This is a genomic window from bacterium (genome assembly GCA_018812485.1).
GTDB lineage: Bacteria > JAHJDO01 > JAHJDO01 > JAHJDO01 > JAHJDO01 > JAHJDO01.
On sequence record JAHJDO010000103.1, the window covers coordinates 1 to 16,922 of the forward strand.

At 37.8% G+C, this 16,922-nt stretch carries 17 protein-coding genes and 1 riboswitch; of the genes, 14 read left to right on the forward strand and 3 right to left on the reverse strand.

The annotated features are described in order from the left end of the window. The 7 genes from KKC91_08295 to coaD all read left to right on the forward strand — a co-directional run. A partial coding sequence (locus KKC91_08295; protein ID MBU0478551.1) for a hypothetical protein occupies positions 1 to 406 on the forward strand: 406 nt, incomplete at its 5' end. Beyond that, entirely contained in the window at positions 403 to 1,377 is a 975-nt protein-coding gene (gene trxB / locus KKC91_08300; protein MBU0478552.1) for a thioredoxin-disulfide reductase, read from the forward strand. The genes KKC91_08295 and trxB, both read left to right, overlap by 4 nt. Further along, positions 1,374 to 3,230 (forward strand): DUF4445 domain-containing protein, encoded by a 1,857-nt coding sequence (locus KKC91_08305; GenBank protein ID MBU0478553.1) that lies wholly within the window; start codon positions 1,374 to 1,376, stop codon positions 3,228 to 3,230. Before trxB ends, KKC91_08305 begins: the two co-directional genes overlap by 4 nt. 16 nt (positions 3,231 to 3,246) lie before the next feature. Further along, the gene (gene trxA / locus KKC91_08310) at positions 3,247 to 3,564 is read left to right on the forward strand and encodes a thioredoxin (protein MBU0478554.1); all 318 of its coding nucleotides are present in this window, start codon (positions 3,247 to 3,249) and stop codon (positions 3,562 to 3,564) included. After that, positions 3,557 to 4,480, forward strand: a complete 924-nt coding sequence (locus KKC91_08315) for a radical SAM protein (protein ID MBU0478555.1) — start codon at positions 3,557 to 3,559, stop codon at positions 4,478 to 4,480. The genes trxA and KKC91_08315 overlap by 8 nt, the downstream gene beginning before the upstream one ends. Further along, on the forward strand, positions 4,477 to 5,193 hold the full coding sequence (locus KKC91_08320) for an anaerobic ribonucleoside-triphosphate reductase activating protein (protein ID MBU0478556.1): 717 nt from the start codon (positions 4,477 to 4,479) through the stop codon (positions 5,191 to 5,193). The genes KKC91_08315 and KKC91_08320 overlap by 4 nt, the downstream gene beginning before the upstream one ends. A gap of 4 nt (positions 5,194 to 5,197) precedes the next feature. Then, positions 5,198 to 5,680, forward strand: coding sequence for a pantetheine-phosphate adenylyltransferase (gene coaD / locus KKC91_08325; protein ID MBU0478557.1), 483 nt, complete (start codon positions 5,198 to 5,200; stop codon positions 5,678 to 5,680). On the opposite strand, the gene KKC91_08330 is transcribed toward coaD, so the two are convergent. Continuing rightward, the gene (locus KKC91_08330; protein ID MBU0478558.1) at positions 5,669 to 7,003 is read right to left on the reverse strand and encodes a YihY family inner membrane protein; all 1,335 of its coding nucleotides are present in this window, start codon (positions 7,001 to 7,003) and stop codon (positions 5,669 to 5,671) included. The two genes, coaD and KKC91_08330, sit on opposite strands and share 12 nt — an antisense overlap. A 100-nt stretch (positions 7,004 to 7,103) precedes the next feature. Between KKC91_08330 and KKC91_08335 the strand changes: the two genes are divergently transcribed. Together KKC91_08335 and KKC91_08340 are read left to right on the forward strand one after the other, a co-directional pair. Further along, positions 7,104 to 7,769, forward strand: a complete 666-nt coding sequence (locus KKC91_08335) for an AraC family transcriptional regulator (GenBank protein ID MBU0478559.1) — start codon at positions 7,104 to 7,106, stop codon at positions 7,767 to 7,769. Between the two features lie 103 nt (positions 7,770 to 7,872). Continuing rightward, positions 7,873 to 8,505 carry a corrinoid protein gene (locus KKC91_08340; GenBank protein MBU0478560.1) on the forward strand — a complete coding sequence of 211 codons (633 nt, stop codon included), beginning with the start codon at positions 7,873 to 7,875 and terminating at the stop codon, positions 8,503 to 8,505. Here KKC91_08340 and KKC91_08345 read toward each other — a convergent pair. Continuing rightward, positions 8,498 to 8,722 carry a YggU family protein gene (locus tag KKC91_08345; protein MBU0478561.1) on the reverse strand — a complete coding sequence of 75 codons (225 nt, stop codon included), beginning with the start codon at positions 8,720 to 8,722 and terminating at the stop codon, positions 8,498 to 8,500. The two genes, KKC91_08340 and KKC91_08345, sit on opposite strands and share 8 nt — an antisense overlap. Before the next feature lie 89 nt (positions 8,723 to 8,811). On the opposite strand from KKC91_08345, the gene typA reads away from it, so the two are divergent. Then, the gene (typA, locus tag KKC91_08350; protein ID MBU0478562.1) at positions 8,812 to 10,635 is read left to right on the forward strand and encodes a translational GTPase TypA; all 1,824 of its coding nucleotides are present in this window, start codon (positions 8,812 to 8,814) and stop codon (positions 10,633 to 10,635) included. Between the two features lie 8 nt (positions 10,636 to 10,643). Here the strand turns inward: typA and KKC91_08355 are convergent, their stop codons facing one another. Beyond that, positions 10,644 to 11,381, reverse strand: a complete 738-nt coding sequence (locus KKC91_08355) for a hypothetical protein (GenBank protein ID MBU0478563.1) — start codon at positions 11,379 to 11,381, stop codon at positions 10,644 to 10,646. Between the two features lie 135 nt (positions 11,382 to 11,516). On the opposite strand from KKC91_08355, the gene priA reads away from it, so the two are divergent. The 4 genes from priA to gcvPA all read left to right on the forward strand — a co-directional run bounded on the left by priA (position 11,517) and on the right by gcvPA (position 16,869). Beyond that, a complete protein-coding gene (gene priA, locus KKC91_08360) occupies positions 11,517 to 13,757 on the forward strand; it encodes a primosomal protein N' (protein MBU0478564.1) in 2,241 nt (746 codons plus the stop codon). A 62-nt stretch (positions 13,758 to 13,819) separates the two neighbouring features. Beyond that, positions 13,820 to 13,917: riboswitch (glycine riboswitch) on the forward strand. 141 nt (positions 13,918 to 14,058) lie between these two features. After that, entirely contained in the window at positions 14,059 to 15,132 is a 1,074-nt protein-coding gene (gene gcvT, locus KKC91_08365; GenBank protein ID MBU0478565.1) for a glycine cleavage system aminomethyltransferase GcvT, read from the forward strand. A 2-nt stretch (positions 15,133 to 15,134) separates the two neighbouring features. After that, the gene (gene gcvH, locus KKC91_08370; protein MBU0478566.1) at positions 15,135 to 15,527 is read left to right on the forward strand and encodes a glycine cleavage system protein GcvH; all 393 of its coding nucleotides are present in this window, start codon (positions 15,135 to 15,137) and stop codon (positions 15,525 to 15,527) included. Between the two features lies 1 nt (position 15,528). After that, on the forward strand, positions 15,529 to 16,869 hold the full coding sequence (gene gcvPA / locus KKC91_08375; GenBank protein MBU0478567.1) for an aminomethyl-transferring glycine dehydrogenase subunit GcvPA: 1,341 nt from the start codon (positions 15,529 to 15,531) through the stop codon (positions 16,867 to 16,869). The last annotated feature ends 53 nt before the right edge of the window (positions 16,870 to 16,922 follow it).

Sequence of the window (16,922 nt, forward strand, 5' to 3'; positions counted from 1 at the left end):
CTCCATTGGAATAGCTACATTAAGCGATGCTATAATCCCTTACCTTGGGGGAGGTTTGCTTAATGTTCCAATGGAATTTCATGCGCCATTTATAGAGACTGCAAAGATGCCATTTATTGGAATTGCAAAATGGAAGATTGTGAACTCTGCGGCAGTACTTGGAATTGTAATTGGTTATTTAAAACCTAAAACTAAATTTCCGCATTTTGGACATGTTTTATTAAGTACATGGGCATCCTTATTTGGTTTTACAGCGTTCGGCATAGCAAATTGGATTCCTTTACTTCCTTTTGTTTTTCTGTTTTTATTTCTCGCAGTTTGGATTCCATGCTGTGTAAGTGATATTGTATTTCCTCTTTTATTTGTAAAAGAAAGTCAAAAAGAAAGGAACATGCCTAAATTATGAATATAGCGAAAGATACTTCTGTATTTATATATGATGTAATTATTATAGGAGCTGGGCCGTCTGGTCTGACAGCAGCAATATATGCTTCAAGAGCAAAGTTAAAAACTCTATTGCTTGGGGGTCTTTCTGTGTCCAGTCAAGCTCTTGTGACTGATAAAATAGAAAATTATCCTGGATTTCCCGAAGGAATCAACGGATTTGATCTGATAGATAAGTTTAAAAAGCAGGCAAAACTCTTTGGCGCAGAATTCGCGGCAGAAGATGTGAATAATATCCACGTCTCTAAACAACAGAATATTAATAATATCTGGCAGGTTGATGTAAGGGACAAAACATATAATTCACTATCAGTGATTATCGCTTCCGGTGCCCGGTTCAAAATATTGGGAATAGAGGGAGAGAAGAGGTTGCTTGGAAAGGGAGTGTCCTATTGCGCTGTGTGTGATGGAGCATTCTTCAAAGACAAGGATGTTGTTGTTGTCGGAGGAGGTGATGCGGCAGCAGAAGAAGCATTATTCTTAACCAGATTTGCCAAAAAAATTACCATTGTACACAGAAGAGATAGATTAAGAGCGGCAAAAATTCTGCAAGAAAGGATATTTTTAAATAAGAAGATAAGCATAGTCTGGAATTCAGTCATAAATGAGATTCTAGGCGAGACTAAGGTTCGGGGAGTTAGCCTAACAGATCTCAAAACAAAGAAAGAGACAGATATTTCTTGCGATGGTGTGTTTATCTTTGTTGGACTTGTACCAAATACAAATTTTGTCAAAGACATAATTAAGCTAGATGAAAATGGGTATGTTATTGCTGATAGCAAGATGAGAGCGTCACGCGATGGAATATTTGCGTGTGGCGATTGCCGGCAAACTATCTTGCGGCAAGTAGTAACTGCCTGTGGAGATGGCGCATTTGCCGCGTTTTCAGCCCAGCAGTACGTGGAGGACTTGAAAGGGACTTCATACAAATGAGTTCAATAAAAGCTACTTTCAAACCAGGAAATCGTTCGGTTTATGTGCTGTCCAATACTTCAATACTGGAAGCTGCGGGCAGAACGGGTATTGTTATTACTTCTCCATGTGGAGGGCAGGGAACATGTGGAAAATGCAGGGTTCATATTATTGAAGGTAATGTTCCTCCAACCTCTACAGAAGAAAAAATGTTATCTAAAGAAGATATATCAAGCGGCGTGAGGCTTGCATGTCAGAGTAAAATAACGTCAAACTGTATTATAGATATTCCTCAGACTTCCATGGAATCCGCTCAGCAGATTCTTACAAAAGGTATACAGAGCAAGAAAGAAATTAAGCCAAGCGTTTGGAAAAAATACGTAGAGCTGCAAAAGCCAACGCTTGCCAGTCCACAAGCCAATCTCAATCTAATAAGAGAAGCCGCCAATACAGATTTTCATGCAGATATATATGTCATTCGCAACCTTTCAGCAATCTTGAATGAGTCAGATTATAAGGTTACTTGTGTCTTTTCTGATGGAGAATTAATAAGCGTTGAAAAAGGAGACACAACAGGAACGGATTATGGAGTGGCATTTGATATTGGGACAACAACACTTGTAGGTACACTTCTTGACCTCAATACAGGAGAGGAACTTGCGCTTGTCTCAAGAACAAATCCACAGGTAATTTATGGAGATGATGTTATCTCCCGGATAAACTTTACAATAACAGATAAGGACGGCTTGGATAAGCTTTTTTACAAAATAAGCAGAGAAATGCAGAATATGATTCTGCATTTATCAAATGAGGCAGGAATAAATATTCACAACATATACAAGGTTGCAATTGCAGGTAATTCTACAATGCAGCACATCTGTCTAAGGGTTGCACCAAAAAGTCTTGCTAAAATTCCGTTTAATCTAGTGATTAGGGAACCTGTAGAAGTTAAAGCAAAGAAAATAGGCATTGATATAAACCCAGATGCTCTTGTATATGTTTTGCCCAGCATTGCAGGTTTTGTTGGAGGAGACACAGTTGCGTGCATACTGGCAACACAATTACACACAAAAAAAGCCCTTAAATTAATTATAGATATAGGTACAAATGGAGAAATAGTACTTGGTAATAATAAGAAAATAATTGCTGCTTCTACAGCTGCAGGTCCGGCATTTGAAGGAGCGCGCATATCTCAGGGGATGAGAGCAACTATTGGAGCGATAGAAAAGGTAATTATCAATGAGGACGTTGAATACAATGTTATTGGAAATGTAGCGCCGTTTGGAATATGCGGTACAGGTCTAATTGACGGAGTGGCAGAATTATTAAAGGCAGGAGTAATTGATGAGACTGGCAGGATAGTTTCTCAAATCGAATACAGAGGGAATGAGAATATCCGAAGACGAATCATAGAGACTGAAAAAGGGAATGACTTCTTGCTTGTTGACGGACATGCTGCCAGAAGCAAGCGCCCTATTTTTATCTCACAAAAAGATGTGCGTGAACTTCAACTCGCAAAGGCAGCTATTGCAGCAGGAATAAAAATACTGCAGAAGGAATTGAATGTTACAGATAAAGATATCTCTGAAATATATCTTGCAGGAGCATTCGGTAATTTTATTCGCCGCACAAATGCAAAGAGAATAGGTTTAATCCCAAACATTCCTTCAGAGAAGATTGCTTTTGTTGGAAATGCGTCATCTTCCGGAGCAAAACTTGTTCTATTATCCTATGATATGGAAAAAGAAGCGGAACATATTTCTACACAAACTCATTATATAGAGCTGTCTGCCAGAAGCGATTTTAATGAAAACTTTATGAACGAGATGGTGTTTCCCTTATCTGTCAAGAGAAGGGGAAAGGAGATGAGTTAAAAGAAAGGAGAACAAAGTGGAAATCAAAGTAAATGATACAAATTTTAAGCAGGAGGTATTAGAATCAGATATTCCTGTCCTTGTGGATTTTTGGGCAGAGTGGTGCGGCCCATGCCGTATGATTGCTCCGGCAGTTGAGGAGATAGCTGAAGAGTATGATGGTAAGCTAAAAGTCTGCAAAGTAAATGTTGATGAAGCTCCGGGAACATCTTCAGAATACGGCATTATGAGCATACCTACTTTAGCTATTTTTAAAGACGGTGCTATAGCGGACAAAGTTATAGGAGTAGTTTCCAAGACAGAACTTGTTTCTAAAATTACGCCTTATGTTTAATACTTATATTTTTGGACCTGTCCCCTCAAGAAGATTGGGTTTTTCCCTGGGAGTAGATCTGGTTCCTTTCAAGGTATGCAGTCTCGATTGTGTCTATTGCCAGCTTGGGAAAACAACATGCAAGACGGTTGCAAGAAAAGAATATGTATCCTGTGATAAGATCCTGCCTGAATTAGAAAAAGTATTAATAAATTCAAAAAACATTGATTATATTACTTTATCTGGCAGTGGGGAGCCTACACTCAACTCAAAGACGGGCGAAATTATAAGAAAAATAAAAGAGATGACAACTATCCCTGTAGCAGTTATTACTAATGCTACACTGCTTGGTGATGATGCATTAAAAAAAGACTTGTTGCCTGCGGATTTAGTGGTGCCCTCTCTTGATGGAGCAACACAAGATGTATTTGAGAAAGTAAATAGACCCTGTGCATCTTTAAAAATAGAAAACACAATCAGAGGAATGATTGATTTTAAGAAAATATATAAAGGTAAAATGTGGCTTGAGATAATGCTTGTTAAAGGAATAAACGAAACTGAGGCTGAACTAAATGCCTTAAAGGCAGCAGTAGAGCAAATTAAGCCTGATAAAATCCAGCTAAATACTCCTGTTCGTCCTCCATCTGAAGAATGGGTAAAGGCATTAAGTGCTTCAAGACTTATCAAAATAAAGAATTTTTTTGGAAATAAGTGTGAGATTATCGCCAAGTTTGCGAGAAAGAGACATAAGGCATATCTCAAGGATGTAGAGGATGAAATTCTTACTCTGATCAATCGTCGTCCTGTAACGTCTAAGGATATATCGTCTTCCTTGGGTTTGCACATTAATGAGGTTATAAAATATGCAGAGGATTTGGAAAAGCAGAAAAAAATAAGCTCAAAAATCTATCAAGGGAAGAGATATTTTCAAAAATGAATCTGGTAATAAAGGGATTTATTCAAACCTCGCTTCTTGACTGGGATGGGAAAATCGTCTCTACGCTTTACACGCCACACTGCAATTTTCGATGTCCTTACTGTCAAAATGCAGGGCTTATTATCACCCCCCAAAAGTTAGAAACCATTTCTTTTAGAGTAATTAAGGAGTATTTGCTTAAAAACAATAGATGGATTGATGGAATATGTTTAACAGGCGGCGAGCCATGTATGTATAAAGATTTGCCAAAATTTATTCAAAAAATACGAGAACTTGATGTGATGGTAAAGCTTGACACTAATGGGGGATTCCCCGATATGCTCGCAGAGGTAATTAAGAGGAAATTAGTTAATTACATAGCTATGGATATAAAGGCGGCTCTGGATTTCACGTCATATTCCAAATCTACTGGTATCAAGAATCCCTTGATTTTGGAGAAAGTTAAGGATAGTATTAGATTAATAATGGAATCTGATATTGATTATGAGTTCAGGACTACTGTAGTGCCAACTTTACATAAAGAAGGAGATATATTGAGAATAGCTGAATTTATTAAAGGTGCAAAAAAATATGCTATGCAGAACTTTTCAGTCCAAGGTGAGATACTAGACCCAAAATTTAAGAAAGTTAAGCCCTATCCAATAGAAAAACTGAATAAGATCCAGAAACTGGTTTCTCCTTATGTAGAGGAGTGTGTGGTAAGAGGAAGTTAAAATTATGAATAAAATAGCAGTATATCCAGGCACTTTTGATCCCATAACTCACGGACATATTGACCTTATCAAAAGAGGCATTAAAACATTTGATAAATTAATTGTTGCAGTTGCGCATAATCCTGACAAAAATCCCCTTTTTACAGTTTCTGAAAGAGTGGACATGTTAAGGGAGATCACAAAAGATATGAAAAATGTGGAAGTTGATGATTTTGGAGGGCTTCTTATTGATTATGTGCGCATTAAAGGGGCAAATGTTGTTTTAAGAGGCATTCGTGCCTTTTCTGATTTTGAGTATGAATTTCAAATGGCTTTGATTAATCGAAAACTATCTCCGGAAACAGAGACAATATTTATGATGCCAAATGAGTCCTTCTCCTATGTTAGTTCCAAGATAATAAAGCAAATTGCATCCATGAACGGAGATATCTCCAAATTTGTTCCAGAAGTTGTAAAAGAATATCTGAAGAAGAAATTAAATTTTTAACCCATTGCTGGGCAGGCGTTTTATAATATCTTTCAGGGTTAACTTATCAAGAATCTCTGTTTCAGCTTTCCTTGCATCAGAAAGAATATCTTTTAGATATTTAGTGATGTTATCCTCTGTAATTTTAGGTATGTTTTCTCCATATTCCCTAAATACATCCAAAACTTTTCCGGCAGTAATTGCTGCTTCTATAGAGAATGAGGGTTGATATGAAGACTCTTTGCCACTAACCTCGTTAATCAATCCGCCTTCTGTAAGCTGGAAAAGGATCTGATTTACAAGTCTTATTGATACATCAAACTTTTTAGAGAGTTGAGCAGCTGTTAGTGGTTGTTTCGCTTTATAAAAATTACTGGCTATACTTATCATAATTCTTAATCCAAGAAGTTCTTTGCATTTTGGGCTTATAGATAAGGATTTTCCTTCTCTTGTGTATGTTCTCACATTTTGATGCGCAAAGGATATTTCTGCACCAAATAGGACTATTAGCCAGCTAATGTAAAGCCAGATAAGAAAAACCGGAATAGAAGCAAATGTCCCATAGATTGCGCTATACCTTGAAACACCTATCTGAAAGTGAATGTGTCCCCATTGAGCAAACTGCCACAAAGTTCCTCCAATAATCCCTGCTGTTAAGGCAGACGAGAATTTCACTTTTGTATTAGGCATAAACATGTAGATAAAAGTGAACACAAGCCACATAGATAAATATGGAGTCATTCTTAACAGTTGATGCATGAGAACTCCGATGAATTCCATACCAAGTATTTTGTTGACCAGACTACTATTTGATAGAAAGGCATTTACGCCTGTTGTACAAAGCGCGAGAATCGGACAGATTAAAATTACGCTCAGATAGTCAGTAAATTTTCTGAATATATTTCTGGATTTTTTAATTCCCCAGATATCGTTAAAGGATCTCTCAATGGTCCCCAACACAATAATTAATGTCCATATTAAAAAGACGAGTCCTACTATACCCAGAGTTTTTAGACTAGTTTTACTGGCAAGATCAATAATTTTCGTTACAATCTCTTGTGTTACTGCAGCCTTCTCAAGCACTATGCTTTTCACTGCATCAAATGCGCCAAAGGCTTTTGATATAGAAAAGATGAAGGCTAAAAAAGGGATTATAGCCAGAAGCGTTACATAAGTTAGTCCAAAAGCCCTGAGCTGACATTTATCTGTAATAAATCCTCTTGCAACCATATATCCCATTTTTAGAATATTATATGCCCATTTTTTAAGATAGGACAGGCCTGAGAGCTCCCTCTCCCACAGATCCTTTAAAATAAAGTTTGTTATTCTTTTTATTATGCTCATAGCTCTACCATCTACTTATTAATATATGTTATTATAACAAGTTATGCAATAATTTGTTATAATATAGTGGCTTTTTTAAAATTGAATGGGAGAAGCAAAGATGAATCCTCTTTATCCTATGAAGAAGGAAAAGGAATTAGTCGCCAGGATTAAACTTGGTGATAGCACTGGAGCAAAAACCATTCTTAATAAACTAGTTGGAGAGATACTTTTTGCAAATGCAGAAAAAGGAGATGTGCGTAAAGCACGAATTCTGGAGCTTATTGTTGTAATTTCAAGAGCCGCAGTTGAAGCTGGAGCTAATATGGAGAAGTTATTGGGGCTTAATTATACGTATATAGGTGAATTATCTGAAATAAATGAAGAAGAAGCATTGTATAAATGGATGATAAAAGTGTTCTCTTCTTTTATGGAGGAAGTGTCCAGATCAAGCAATAAAAAGAATATGGCGATTGTAGAACGCGCAATGAAATGCATGAGAACTAATTATAACAAGAGTCTAACATTAAGTAAGATAGCGAAGGCTGCATATGTCAATACCTATTATCTGAGCCATCTTTTTAAGAAAGAGCTAGGCATGACTGTTGTTGACTATCTTACTAAGGTTAGGATTGAAGAGGCAAAGAGACTTTTGCAGAATGATAAAATGAGTATTATTGAAATTGCATTAGAAGTTGGATATGAAGACCAGAGTTATTTTAGTAAGGTATTCAAGAGGAATGAGCATACAACTCCAATGGTCTATCGCAAAAGAAATCTGATATAAAAAACAATATATTCCCAAAAAAGGCAATATATGTCGAGACTTAATCAGTATTATATGTATAATCTCTAAAATACAATAAAAACTTTTGAAAGGAGAACTGGTTATGGCGGATTTACAGGCAATAGCAGACAGCTTAATTAAAGGACAGGCGCAAGCGGTTTCAGATTTGGTTAAGAAGGCTGTGGATGAAGGTGTTGGTCCTGAAGAAATTCTAACTAAAGGACTCATTGCAGGTATGAATATAATAGGAGCAAGATTTAAGAAGAACGAGGTCTATGTTCCTGAGGTTCTTATAGCCGCAAGAGCAATGCATGCAGGAATGAAGATTTTGGAACCATTGCTTGCTGAGGCTGGAGTAAAGCCCCTTGGTAAGATAGCAGTAGGAACTGTTAAAGGCGACCTTCACGATATTGGCAAGAATCTGGTAGTTATGATGCTTAAAGGAGCAGGGTTCAATGTGGAAGACCTTGGTGTTGATTGCGATGCTCAGAAATTTATTGATTCTGCAAAGGGTGGAGCACAGATAATAGCTATGTCAGCACTACTAACAACAACAATGCCTTCAATGAAGACTGTGATAGATACTCTGAAATCCGCAGGAGTTAATGTTAAAACAATGATTGGGGGAGCACCTATTACACAGGGATATGCTGATGAGATTAAGGCAGACGGCTACGCTCCGGATGCTGCCTCAGCAGTTGATACGGCAAAGGAGCTTATAGCAGCGATTAGCTAGAAAGTATTTCAACAGCCTTTTCTCTTGATTTTGCACCTTTGATTATTCTGATGTGGTTTTTCTTTATTTTAAAATGTTCCGCTAGCACTTTAATCAGAGCTTTATTTGCCTTGCCGTCTATGGCCGGAGCGCTTATGTGCACCTTAAGCTTTCCCTGATCTTCAGAAACATTATTTTTTTTAGCATTTGGAATTACTCTTATATTTATCAGTTTCATTTTGTCTCCAACTCATCCCCTAGTTAATTTAATAAAAACTACTTGCAGTATAGCAAAATTGCGTTATCATGCAACAAATGAAAAATAAAATGGAAATTCGAAATATTGCTATTATCGCCCATGTTGATCATGGAAAAACAACTTTAGTAGATTTTTTACTGAAGGCAGGAGGCGCGTTTAACGCTCATGAAACGGTTGATGAGCGCGTGATGGACAGTAATGATCAGGAAAAGGAGCGTGGAATTACGATTTATGCCAAAAATGCAGCAATTCATTATAAAGGGACGAAGATTAACATTGTGGACACACCAGGTCATGCTGATTTTGGTTCAGAGGTAGAACGTGTTTTGCGGACAGTGGATGCGACCGTTCTTTTGGTGGATGCCTGTGAGGGACCTATGCCACAGACTAAGTTTGTTCTTTCTAAGTCATTAGGTCTTGGTTTACCTGTTCTTGTTGTGATAAATAAAATCGATAGGCCCGCTGCAAGGCCGGACAAGGTGGTTGATTTAACCTTTGATTTATTTGGCAGACTTGGGGCGTCTGATGAACAAATGGATTTTCCTTATATGTATACAATTGCCCGTAAGGGAATTGCTATTCGAAATTTAAAGGACGAACATAAAGATATTACTCCTCTTCTGGATTTTATTCTGGAGAATGTTCCGGCTGCGAAGGCAGATACCGAAAAAGATTTTAGAATGCAGCCAGCCACCTTGGCTTACGATAACTTTTTAGGCAGAATAGCGGTTGGCCGTGTTTATGAGGGTAAGGTTACCTCAGGTCAAATGGTGACTGTACTGAATTCTGATGGCGAAAGTCGTTCAGCACGATTAACTAAGCTTTTTACATTTCAGGGGCTGAAGAAAGTTGAGGTTTCAGAGGTAGAAGCGGGGGACATTGTTGCCATTGCAGGTATTTCAGATATTTATGTAGGGGAAACTATTACAAATAACCCTGATGTTGAGCCGCTTCCTGCTATTCGGGTTGATCCACCTGCGCTTGCAATGGATTTCATGGTTAATACTTCTCCTTTTGCAGGGCGAGAGGGGAAGATATTAACAAGCCGCAATATTCGGGAACGTCTTTTAAAAGAGCTGGAGACCAATGTTGGATTGTCTGTTGAAATGACTAATAATACAGATACGTTCAAGGTTTATGGTCGTGGAGAAATGCACCTTTCGGTTTTAATTGAAAGTATGCGTCGGGAAGGTTTTGAGCTTCAGGTTTCTCAACCACAGGTGGTTTTACAGGAAATTGATGGCGTTTCTTCCGAGCCGATTGAGTCGGTAGTAGTGAATGTACCAAAAAATATGGCTGGAAAAATCATTGAGATATTATCCTCTCGAAAAGGGATGATGAAAAATATGTCGAATGAAACTGGTAATACGATCATGGAATTTGAAATTCCGACACGAGGACTGCTCGGCTTCCGTTCAACCTTTGTTACTTTAACCAGAGGAGAGGGGACTTTATATCACTCTTTTAGTCATTTTGCTCCTCATTGCGGGAAGATTGAAAAGCGTAAAGTTGGATCAATGGTTTCGGGAGCGACCGGGACAGCAACTGCTTATGCATTATGGAACCTTCAGGAGCGCGGACCTATCTTTATTCATCCGGTAACGGAGGTGTACGAAGGTATGATTATTGGAGAGCATAATCAGGGGACTGATTTAGCGGTCAATCCTGTTAAGGGTAAAAGCCTTACGAATGTCCGTGCTTCTGGTGCTGATGATGCAATTAACCTGACTCCACCGGTGGAGGTTGAGCTTGAAAAGGCGCTTGAATACATTCAGGATGATGAATATGTGGAGGTGACTCCTAAGAACATTCGCTTGCGTAAGAAGTATTTAACAGAGAACGACAGAAGACGTCACAGAAGAGCATCCGCATCTCGAAAGAAAATTAAGTAATCTATTAATTAGTTCTTGTTTCTCCGTTGAAAACCCATCATTTCTTGTTTGAGTTTATCGTTTTGTTTTTTCAACGATTTCAGTCGGGGGATAAAATCATCAATAAATTTGATGACATCACGCTCTTTGTTAACGTTGTAAAATAAATCCATCAGATCCATTACAACATTTCCAATCATCCATAAGTCAGTTTTGACATGATAATCGTCTTCTATATCAAAAAAAGGTGTTTCGAATTTTCTAGACTGGACATCAATTTTGAATGTTTTTTGTGCATCCACAATATTTGAGTGAGCCCTTTTATTGATCGAACTCTTCATGTTTTTAATGGCATCTGACCCGGTTTTGTAATTTTTCTCAAGCCACTTATACCTTTTTTTGGTTAGCGCGTCTGATGGATTTATTATTCCCTGATTGTCAAAGTTGGCAAAATCTTTAAGGTCTGGATTTGCTATGGCATAAGCAGCACACGCCCCAGCTTCTAAGACTTGTCTCATATCCATCATTGCTTGTGTGCGGTGAAGGCGCACTGCAGAAAAAAGAGCGAGCATGTGATGCTTTCTGATTTGAGATAGAAAAGCTGCAAAAATGGAGCGATCAGGGGCGATTGTTTTGAGAAATTCATTTAAAAGATGGTTGAAATCGGAGGCGTTAACAAAATATTCTTCGTAGCGTTTAGCTCCTTCGAGAACCATTTCTCTTTCACTGTCCAGAATTTCTCCGATTGTAGATTGTTTAAAGTCCATAGTTTAAACAAACGGCGGCATTTCACCTAACCCGTTTCCATCCACATTGTTTTCACTAACATGTTCTTTCCTGCATATCACAAAAACACATATAAGCTATTTATAGTGTAGCAAAATTAGGTTATTATACAATAAATGAATAAGAAATTTGCAAATGTTGTATTTCCAATAGCGGTTGATAAGGAATTTCAGTATGAAATACCTGAGAGCATTGGATATAGGATTGAGGTCGGAATGCGGGTGTCTGTGCCCTTCGGCAGGCGTAAGAGCATTGGATATGTTGTAAGCATTACGGATAAAGCTGTTTATAAGAATCTAAAAGCTATAAGCAGACTGCTGGATAATTTTGCAGTGTTTGATGAAAAGATGCTTGAGTTCACAAAGTGGATAAGCAGGTATTATTACTGCAGCTGGGGAATAGTGCTTGAGACAGCCTTGCCGCCGGGCATGAAAAAAGAAGTCATCTCACGTAAAAAGCAGAGGATTGTATCTGTAGCAAAACCTCAAAAGACAATCTGTTCTGACATTGATTCCAAAAAGATAAAATCTGCAAAACAGATAAAAGTCCTGAAGATATTATTATCAGCTAAAGGAATTTGTATGGAATGCAAGGCATTGTGCGGTTTCGCAGGTGTAACAGAAGCTGTTGTGAAATCATTGAAGAAGAATGGATATGTAGGTGTAAGTCCTAAGGTTTTTTACAGAGACCCGTTTGCAAGAGAGACTGTTATAAATACTCAACATCTTTCTCTGACCAGTGATCAAAGCAGTGTTCTTAAAAAGGTAGTAAGTTCTATTAAAAAAGGATGCTTCAATACCTTTTTGCTTCATGGTATTACAGGCAGTGGGAAAACGGAGATTTATCTTCAGACAATTGATTTCTGCATAAAAAACAAAAAACAGGCAATTGTCCTTGTTCCTGAGATATCTTTAGCTTCCCAGATTATTCAAATATTCAAATCGCGCTTTGGAGACAGAGTTGCCATATTGCATAGCCGCTTATCCAAAGGGGAAAGATATGATGAATGGGAGAAAATCAAAAAGGGAAAAGTAGATATTGTTGTTGGTGCAAGGTCAGCAATATTTGCGCCGTTTAGTAATACCGGGCTGATAATAGTGGATGAATCACATGAGCCTGCATATAAACAAGGAGAGACGCCCAGATATAATGGCAGGGATGTGGCTATAATGCGCGGAAAACTCGCTAATATAACGGTTTTGCTTGGAACAGCCACTCCTTCCCTTGAGACATATTATAATATAGAAGCAGGGAAGTATGAACTTATTGAGTTGAAAGAGCGAATAGATAAAAGAAAGCTGCCTGATGTCAGGATTGTTGATATGCAGGACCGCAATGTGAAGATTCCTGAGTCTCAGGTTTTCTCAAAGCCGTTGCTACTGGCTATCAAAGATAAACTTTCAAAGAAAGAGCAAATAATATTGTTTTTAAACAGGCGGGGTTTTTCAACATATATTATGTGCTATAAATGCGGCTATGTTGCAAGATGTCCGGAATGTAACGTGTCGCTGGTTTATCATTCACAACAGGATAAAGTGAGATGCCATTATTGCAATTTTGAGGATAAACCTCCAAATATATGTCCTGAGTGCCAGGCCTTCTATGTAAAATACAGTGGTTATGGAACAGAGAAAGTAGAGGAGGAAATATCAAGCTTATTCCCTCATGCGAAATATCAGAGAATGGATACAGATACTACAACCCGAAAGAATTCTCATCAGGGAATATTAAGGGGATTCAAGCATCATGAATTTGATATACTTATAGGAACGCAGATGATAGCAAAAGGACTGGATTTTCCAAAAGTTACATTGGTAGGTGTTATTTCTGCCGATACAAGTCTTTTTTTTCCGGACTTCCGCTCAGGAGAAAGAACATTCCAGCTTTTAACGCAGATTGCAGGCCGTTCAGGCAGAGGGCCCGTCCCAGGCGAGGTTATTATTCAAACTTATAATCCAAATCATTTTAGTATTATTGCTTCAAGCACCTATAATTATAATGATTTCTACAAAAAGGAAATGCTTTTCAGAAAAGGTCTTAACTACCCGCCTTTCAGACACATAGTTCTAATAACCGTCAAAGGACATGACAGCGCAAAGGTTATAAGAGCATCTAATGGTTTGGTTTTCCTGCTGAAGAAAGAATTGAGCGGTCAGGATTGTAAGCTTCTCGGTCCGGCGCCGGCTCCTATGGCAAAAATAAAGAATCAGTATCGCTGGCATATTCTTATAAAGCATAAGATGCCTGGGAAAATAAACGGTTTTATTGAAAGATCTATGAAGGGATTAAAGCGCAGCAAGTTACAAATGGGGAAAACTAATATAATGGTGGATATTGATCCGATGAATACGCTCTGAAAATTTTTCTTGAACTTAGCATATTAGATTGCTATCATAAAATGCAATTTAAATTTACCCATTTGATGAATGTGGGAGAGATTCTAGGCTAACGGTTGTGTATTTCAGCTTGGGGCGCCGAAGGGGTAATACTCTCAGGCAAAAGGACCGCATTCTGATGGGCCTCTGGAGAAGACAGAATTACCGAAGGGGTAATTTCTCTGAATAGAGTTTAGAGAAAGATCTCTCAGGTTAAAAAGGACAGGGGAGAGTGATTGGAATAATCATTCTCCCTATTTTTTTGGAATAAAAGAAGGTTTTTATGAAAACCCCGTTGTATGACTGGCATGTTGCTAATAAAGCGAGAATGGTTGAATTTGGCGGATGGGAAATGCCTGTTTATTATACTACTGTTTCAGATGAACACAATTGTGTCAGAAAAAATGTCGGGCTTTTTGACCTGTGTCATATGGGGCAGATTAGTGTTTCAGGAGATAATGCATTGGAATTTCTGCAACAGATAGCAACTAACAATATTTCCAAGATAGCACCCGGCCAGGTTCAGTATTCTCTGGTTTGCAATAATTCTGGCGGAGTTATTGATGATGTTCTTGTGTATAAGAAGAGTAATAGTTATCTTGTTATAGTAAATGCATCTAATACTCAGAAGGATTTTGAATGGTTTAATGCGCATAAAATTAGCGATGCAGAGATTAGTAATGTATCAAATGATATTTTAATGTTAGCAGTACAGGGTCCAAATGCCGAAAAGTGTCTTCAGAAGATTGTGAATATAGATTTAAAAGAGATAAAGTATTATTATTTCAAAATGGGGGAGATAAACGGGACGAAGTCCCTGATATCACGAACAGGTTATACAGGGGAAGACGGGTTTGAAATATATGCAGAATGCGACACGAAGGTATGGGAAGCTATACTTGATGCAGGAAAAGAATACGCAATTAAACCAATAGGGCTTGGAGCACGGGATACTTTGCGTTTAGAAGCAGCAATGCCTCTTTATGGACATGAATTAGATATAGATACTAATCCGTTGGAAGCCGGATTAGGACATTTTGTAGACAGCAATAAAAAAGGGTTCATAGGAAAAGATGCGATTGAAAGGATAAAGAAAGAAGGAATAAGTAAAAAACTAGTTGCGTTTCGTATGCTGGATAGAGGCATACCAAGGCATGGATATAAAATAGTTAAAAATGGTAAAATAGCTGGAAAGGTGACAAGCGGCACAATGTCTCCGACTTTGAATGAAGCAATAGGATTGGGGTATATAGGGGAAGAGTACTCGGATTTAAACACAAAGATAGATATTGTTATAAGAGATAAAGGTTATGAAGCAATTATTATAAAGAAGCCATTTTATAAAAGGAAGGGATAGTAATGGGAACAGAGAAAAAGGGATTTAAATTCTTAGAAACACATGAATGGATTAATGTCTCAGGAAATATTGGCAGAGTAGGGCTCTCGGAGTATGCAGTAAAAGAATTAAATGAGGTGGTTTTTATTGAACTCCCTGAAGTTGGAGTGCAAGTTAGCCATAGCAAACCATTTGGAACAGTTGAATCTGTTAAAGCAGTTTTTGATTTGAATTCACCGGTAACAGGAAAGGTTGTAGCTGTAAACCAATTAGTAAAAGACAGCCCTGAAAAGGTTGCCTCAGATCCCTATGAAGAAGGATGGATGATAGAAATAGAATTACCCGATGTTTCTGAGCTAGATTCATTAATGGATTATGAAGAGTACAATCAATTTCTTGAAAGCAAGGTAAAATAAAATGGTATATATACCTAATACTTCCAGAGATAAGAAAGAAATGTTAGAGACTGTAGGATGTAAATCTATAGATGATTTATTTATAGGAATAGATCAAAGAGTTAAGTTAAAGGGCAAATTGAAATTGCCGAAATCCCTTTCTGAAATGGAAGTTACTGCCCTTATAAAAGAGATAGGGGAGAAAAATGCTGGTTTAAAAGATTATATATCGTTTCTTGGCGGGGGAGCGTATGAACATTTTATTCCGAGTGTTGTGAAGCATATTACAGGAAGGTCAGAATTCTATACCGCTTATACTCCATATCAGGCTGAAGCAAGTCAGGGGACATTGCAGGCAATATATGAATATCAGTCTCTTATATGCGAGCTTACTGGGATGGATGTTTCAAATGCATCTATGTATGATGGAGCATCAGCAGTGTCTGAAGCAGCTTTTATGGCATCAAGAATTACTGGTCTAAAGAAAATTATTGTCTCTGAAACAGTTCATCCGCATTACCGCCAGGTTTTGAAAACATATACTGAAGCCGCTGATTTGGAATTGCGTGACATCGCATCCAGAGATGGAATGGTGGATATAGATATGTTGAAAGAATCGATAGATGATAATACAGCGTGTGTAATAATTCAGAATCCAAACTTTTTTGGATGTCTTGAACATGTGGATACTATTGAGCACATTGTCCATTCTAAGAAATCGCTGTTTATTATGTGTATTGATCCATTATCTCTCGGCATTTTAGCTCCACCAGGAGAATATGGAGCAGATATTGTTGTTGGAGAAGGGCAGTCTCTTGGTAATAACCTTGCTTTTGGAGGTCCTTATTTAGGGCTTTTTTCCTGCAAGAAAGATTTTCTTCGGCAAATGCCCGGAAGAATTGTGGGGAGAACGAAGGATAAAAATGGGAATACTGGATATGTTCTCACTCTGCAAACACGTGAACAGCATATAAGAAGAGCGAGAGCAACCTCGAATATCTGCTCTAATCAGGCTTTAAACGCTCTTGCCTGTACTGTATATCTTTCATGTATGGGGAAACAGGGTATTACCGATGTAGGTAATTTATGTTTGCAGAAAGCTCATTATGCTCAAAAAGAGATTGAAAAGATAGATGGATATACTCTGAAATTCAAGCAGCCGTTCTTTAAGGAATTTCTTATACAATGTCCCATGAATCCTGAAGAAATTAATAAGAGGTTATTAGAGCACAATATAATTGGCGGTCTCTCAGTTGACAAATTTTATCCTGAATTAAAAGACTGCATGCTTGTGTGTATAACTGAGATGAGAACAAAAGGACAGATTGACAAGTTTGTTAATGTACTTGCTAAGATAGGTTAAAGCTTAAAAAGAGATAAATGCCTTAATCACGCCATGTCATATGATATTCTTTT

Excerpts from the sequence above, each read along its gene's own strand:
- typA (MBU0478562.1), top strand. The coding sequence starts at position 8,812 with ATGGAAATTCGAAATATTGCTATTATCGCCCATGTTGATCATGGAAAA.
- KKC91_08335 (MBU0478559.1), top strand. The coding sequence starts at position 7,104 with ATGAATCCTCTTTATCCTATGAAGAAGGAAAAGGAATTAGTCGCCAGG.
- KKC91_08355 (MBU0478563.1), bottom strand. The coding sequence starts at position 11,381 with ATGGACTTTAAACAATCTACAATCGGAGAAATTCTGGACAGTGAAAGA.
- KKC91_08305 (MBU0478553.1), top strand. The coding sequence starts at position 1,374 with ATGAGTTCAATAAAAGCTACTTTCAAACCAGGAAATCGTTCGGTTTAT.
- KKC91_08340 (MBU0478560.1), top strand. The coding sequence starts at position 7,873 with ATGGCGGATTTACAGGCAATAGCAGACAGCTTAATTAAAGGACAGGCG.
- gcvT (MBU0478565.1), top strand. The coding sequence starts at position 14,059 with ATGAAAACCCCGTTGTATGACTGGCATGTTGCTAATAAAGCGAGAATG.
- priA (MBU0478564.1), top strand. The coding sequence starts at position 11,517 with ATGAATAAGAAATTTGCAAATGTTGTATTTCCAATAGCGGTTGATAAG.
- trxB (MBU0478552.1), top strand. The coding sequence starts at position 403 with ATGAATATAGCGAAAGATACTTCTGTATTTATATATGATGTAATTATT.
- gcvH (MBU0478566.1), top strand. The coding sequence starts at position 15,135 with ATGGGAACAGAGAAAAAGGGATTTAAATTCTTAGAAACACATGAATGG.
- coaD (MBU0478557.1), top strand. The coding sequence starts at position 5,198 with ATGAATAAAATAGCAGTATATCCAGGCACTTTTGATCCCATAACTCAC.
- KKC91_08330 (MBU0478558.1), bottom strand. The coding sequence starts at position 7,003 with ATGAGCATAATAAAAAGAATAACAAACTTTATTTTAAAGGATCTGTGG.
- KKC91_08345 (MBU0478561.1), bottom strand. The coding sequence starts at position 8,722 with ATGAAACTGATAAATATAAGAGTAATTCCAAATGCTAAAAAAAATAAT.
- KKC91_08320 (MBU0478556.1), top strand. The coding sequence starts at position 4,477 with ATGAATCTGGTAATAAAGGGATTTATTCAAACCTCGCTTCTTGACTGG.
- KKC91_08315 (MBU0478555.1), top strand. The coding sequence starts at position 3,557 with ATGTTTAATACTTATATTTTTGGACCTGTCCCCTCAAGAAGATTGGGT.
- gcvPA (MBU0478567.1), top strand. The coding sequence starts at position 15,529 with ATGGTATATATACCTAATACTTCCAGAGATAAGAAAGAAATGTTAGAG.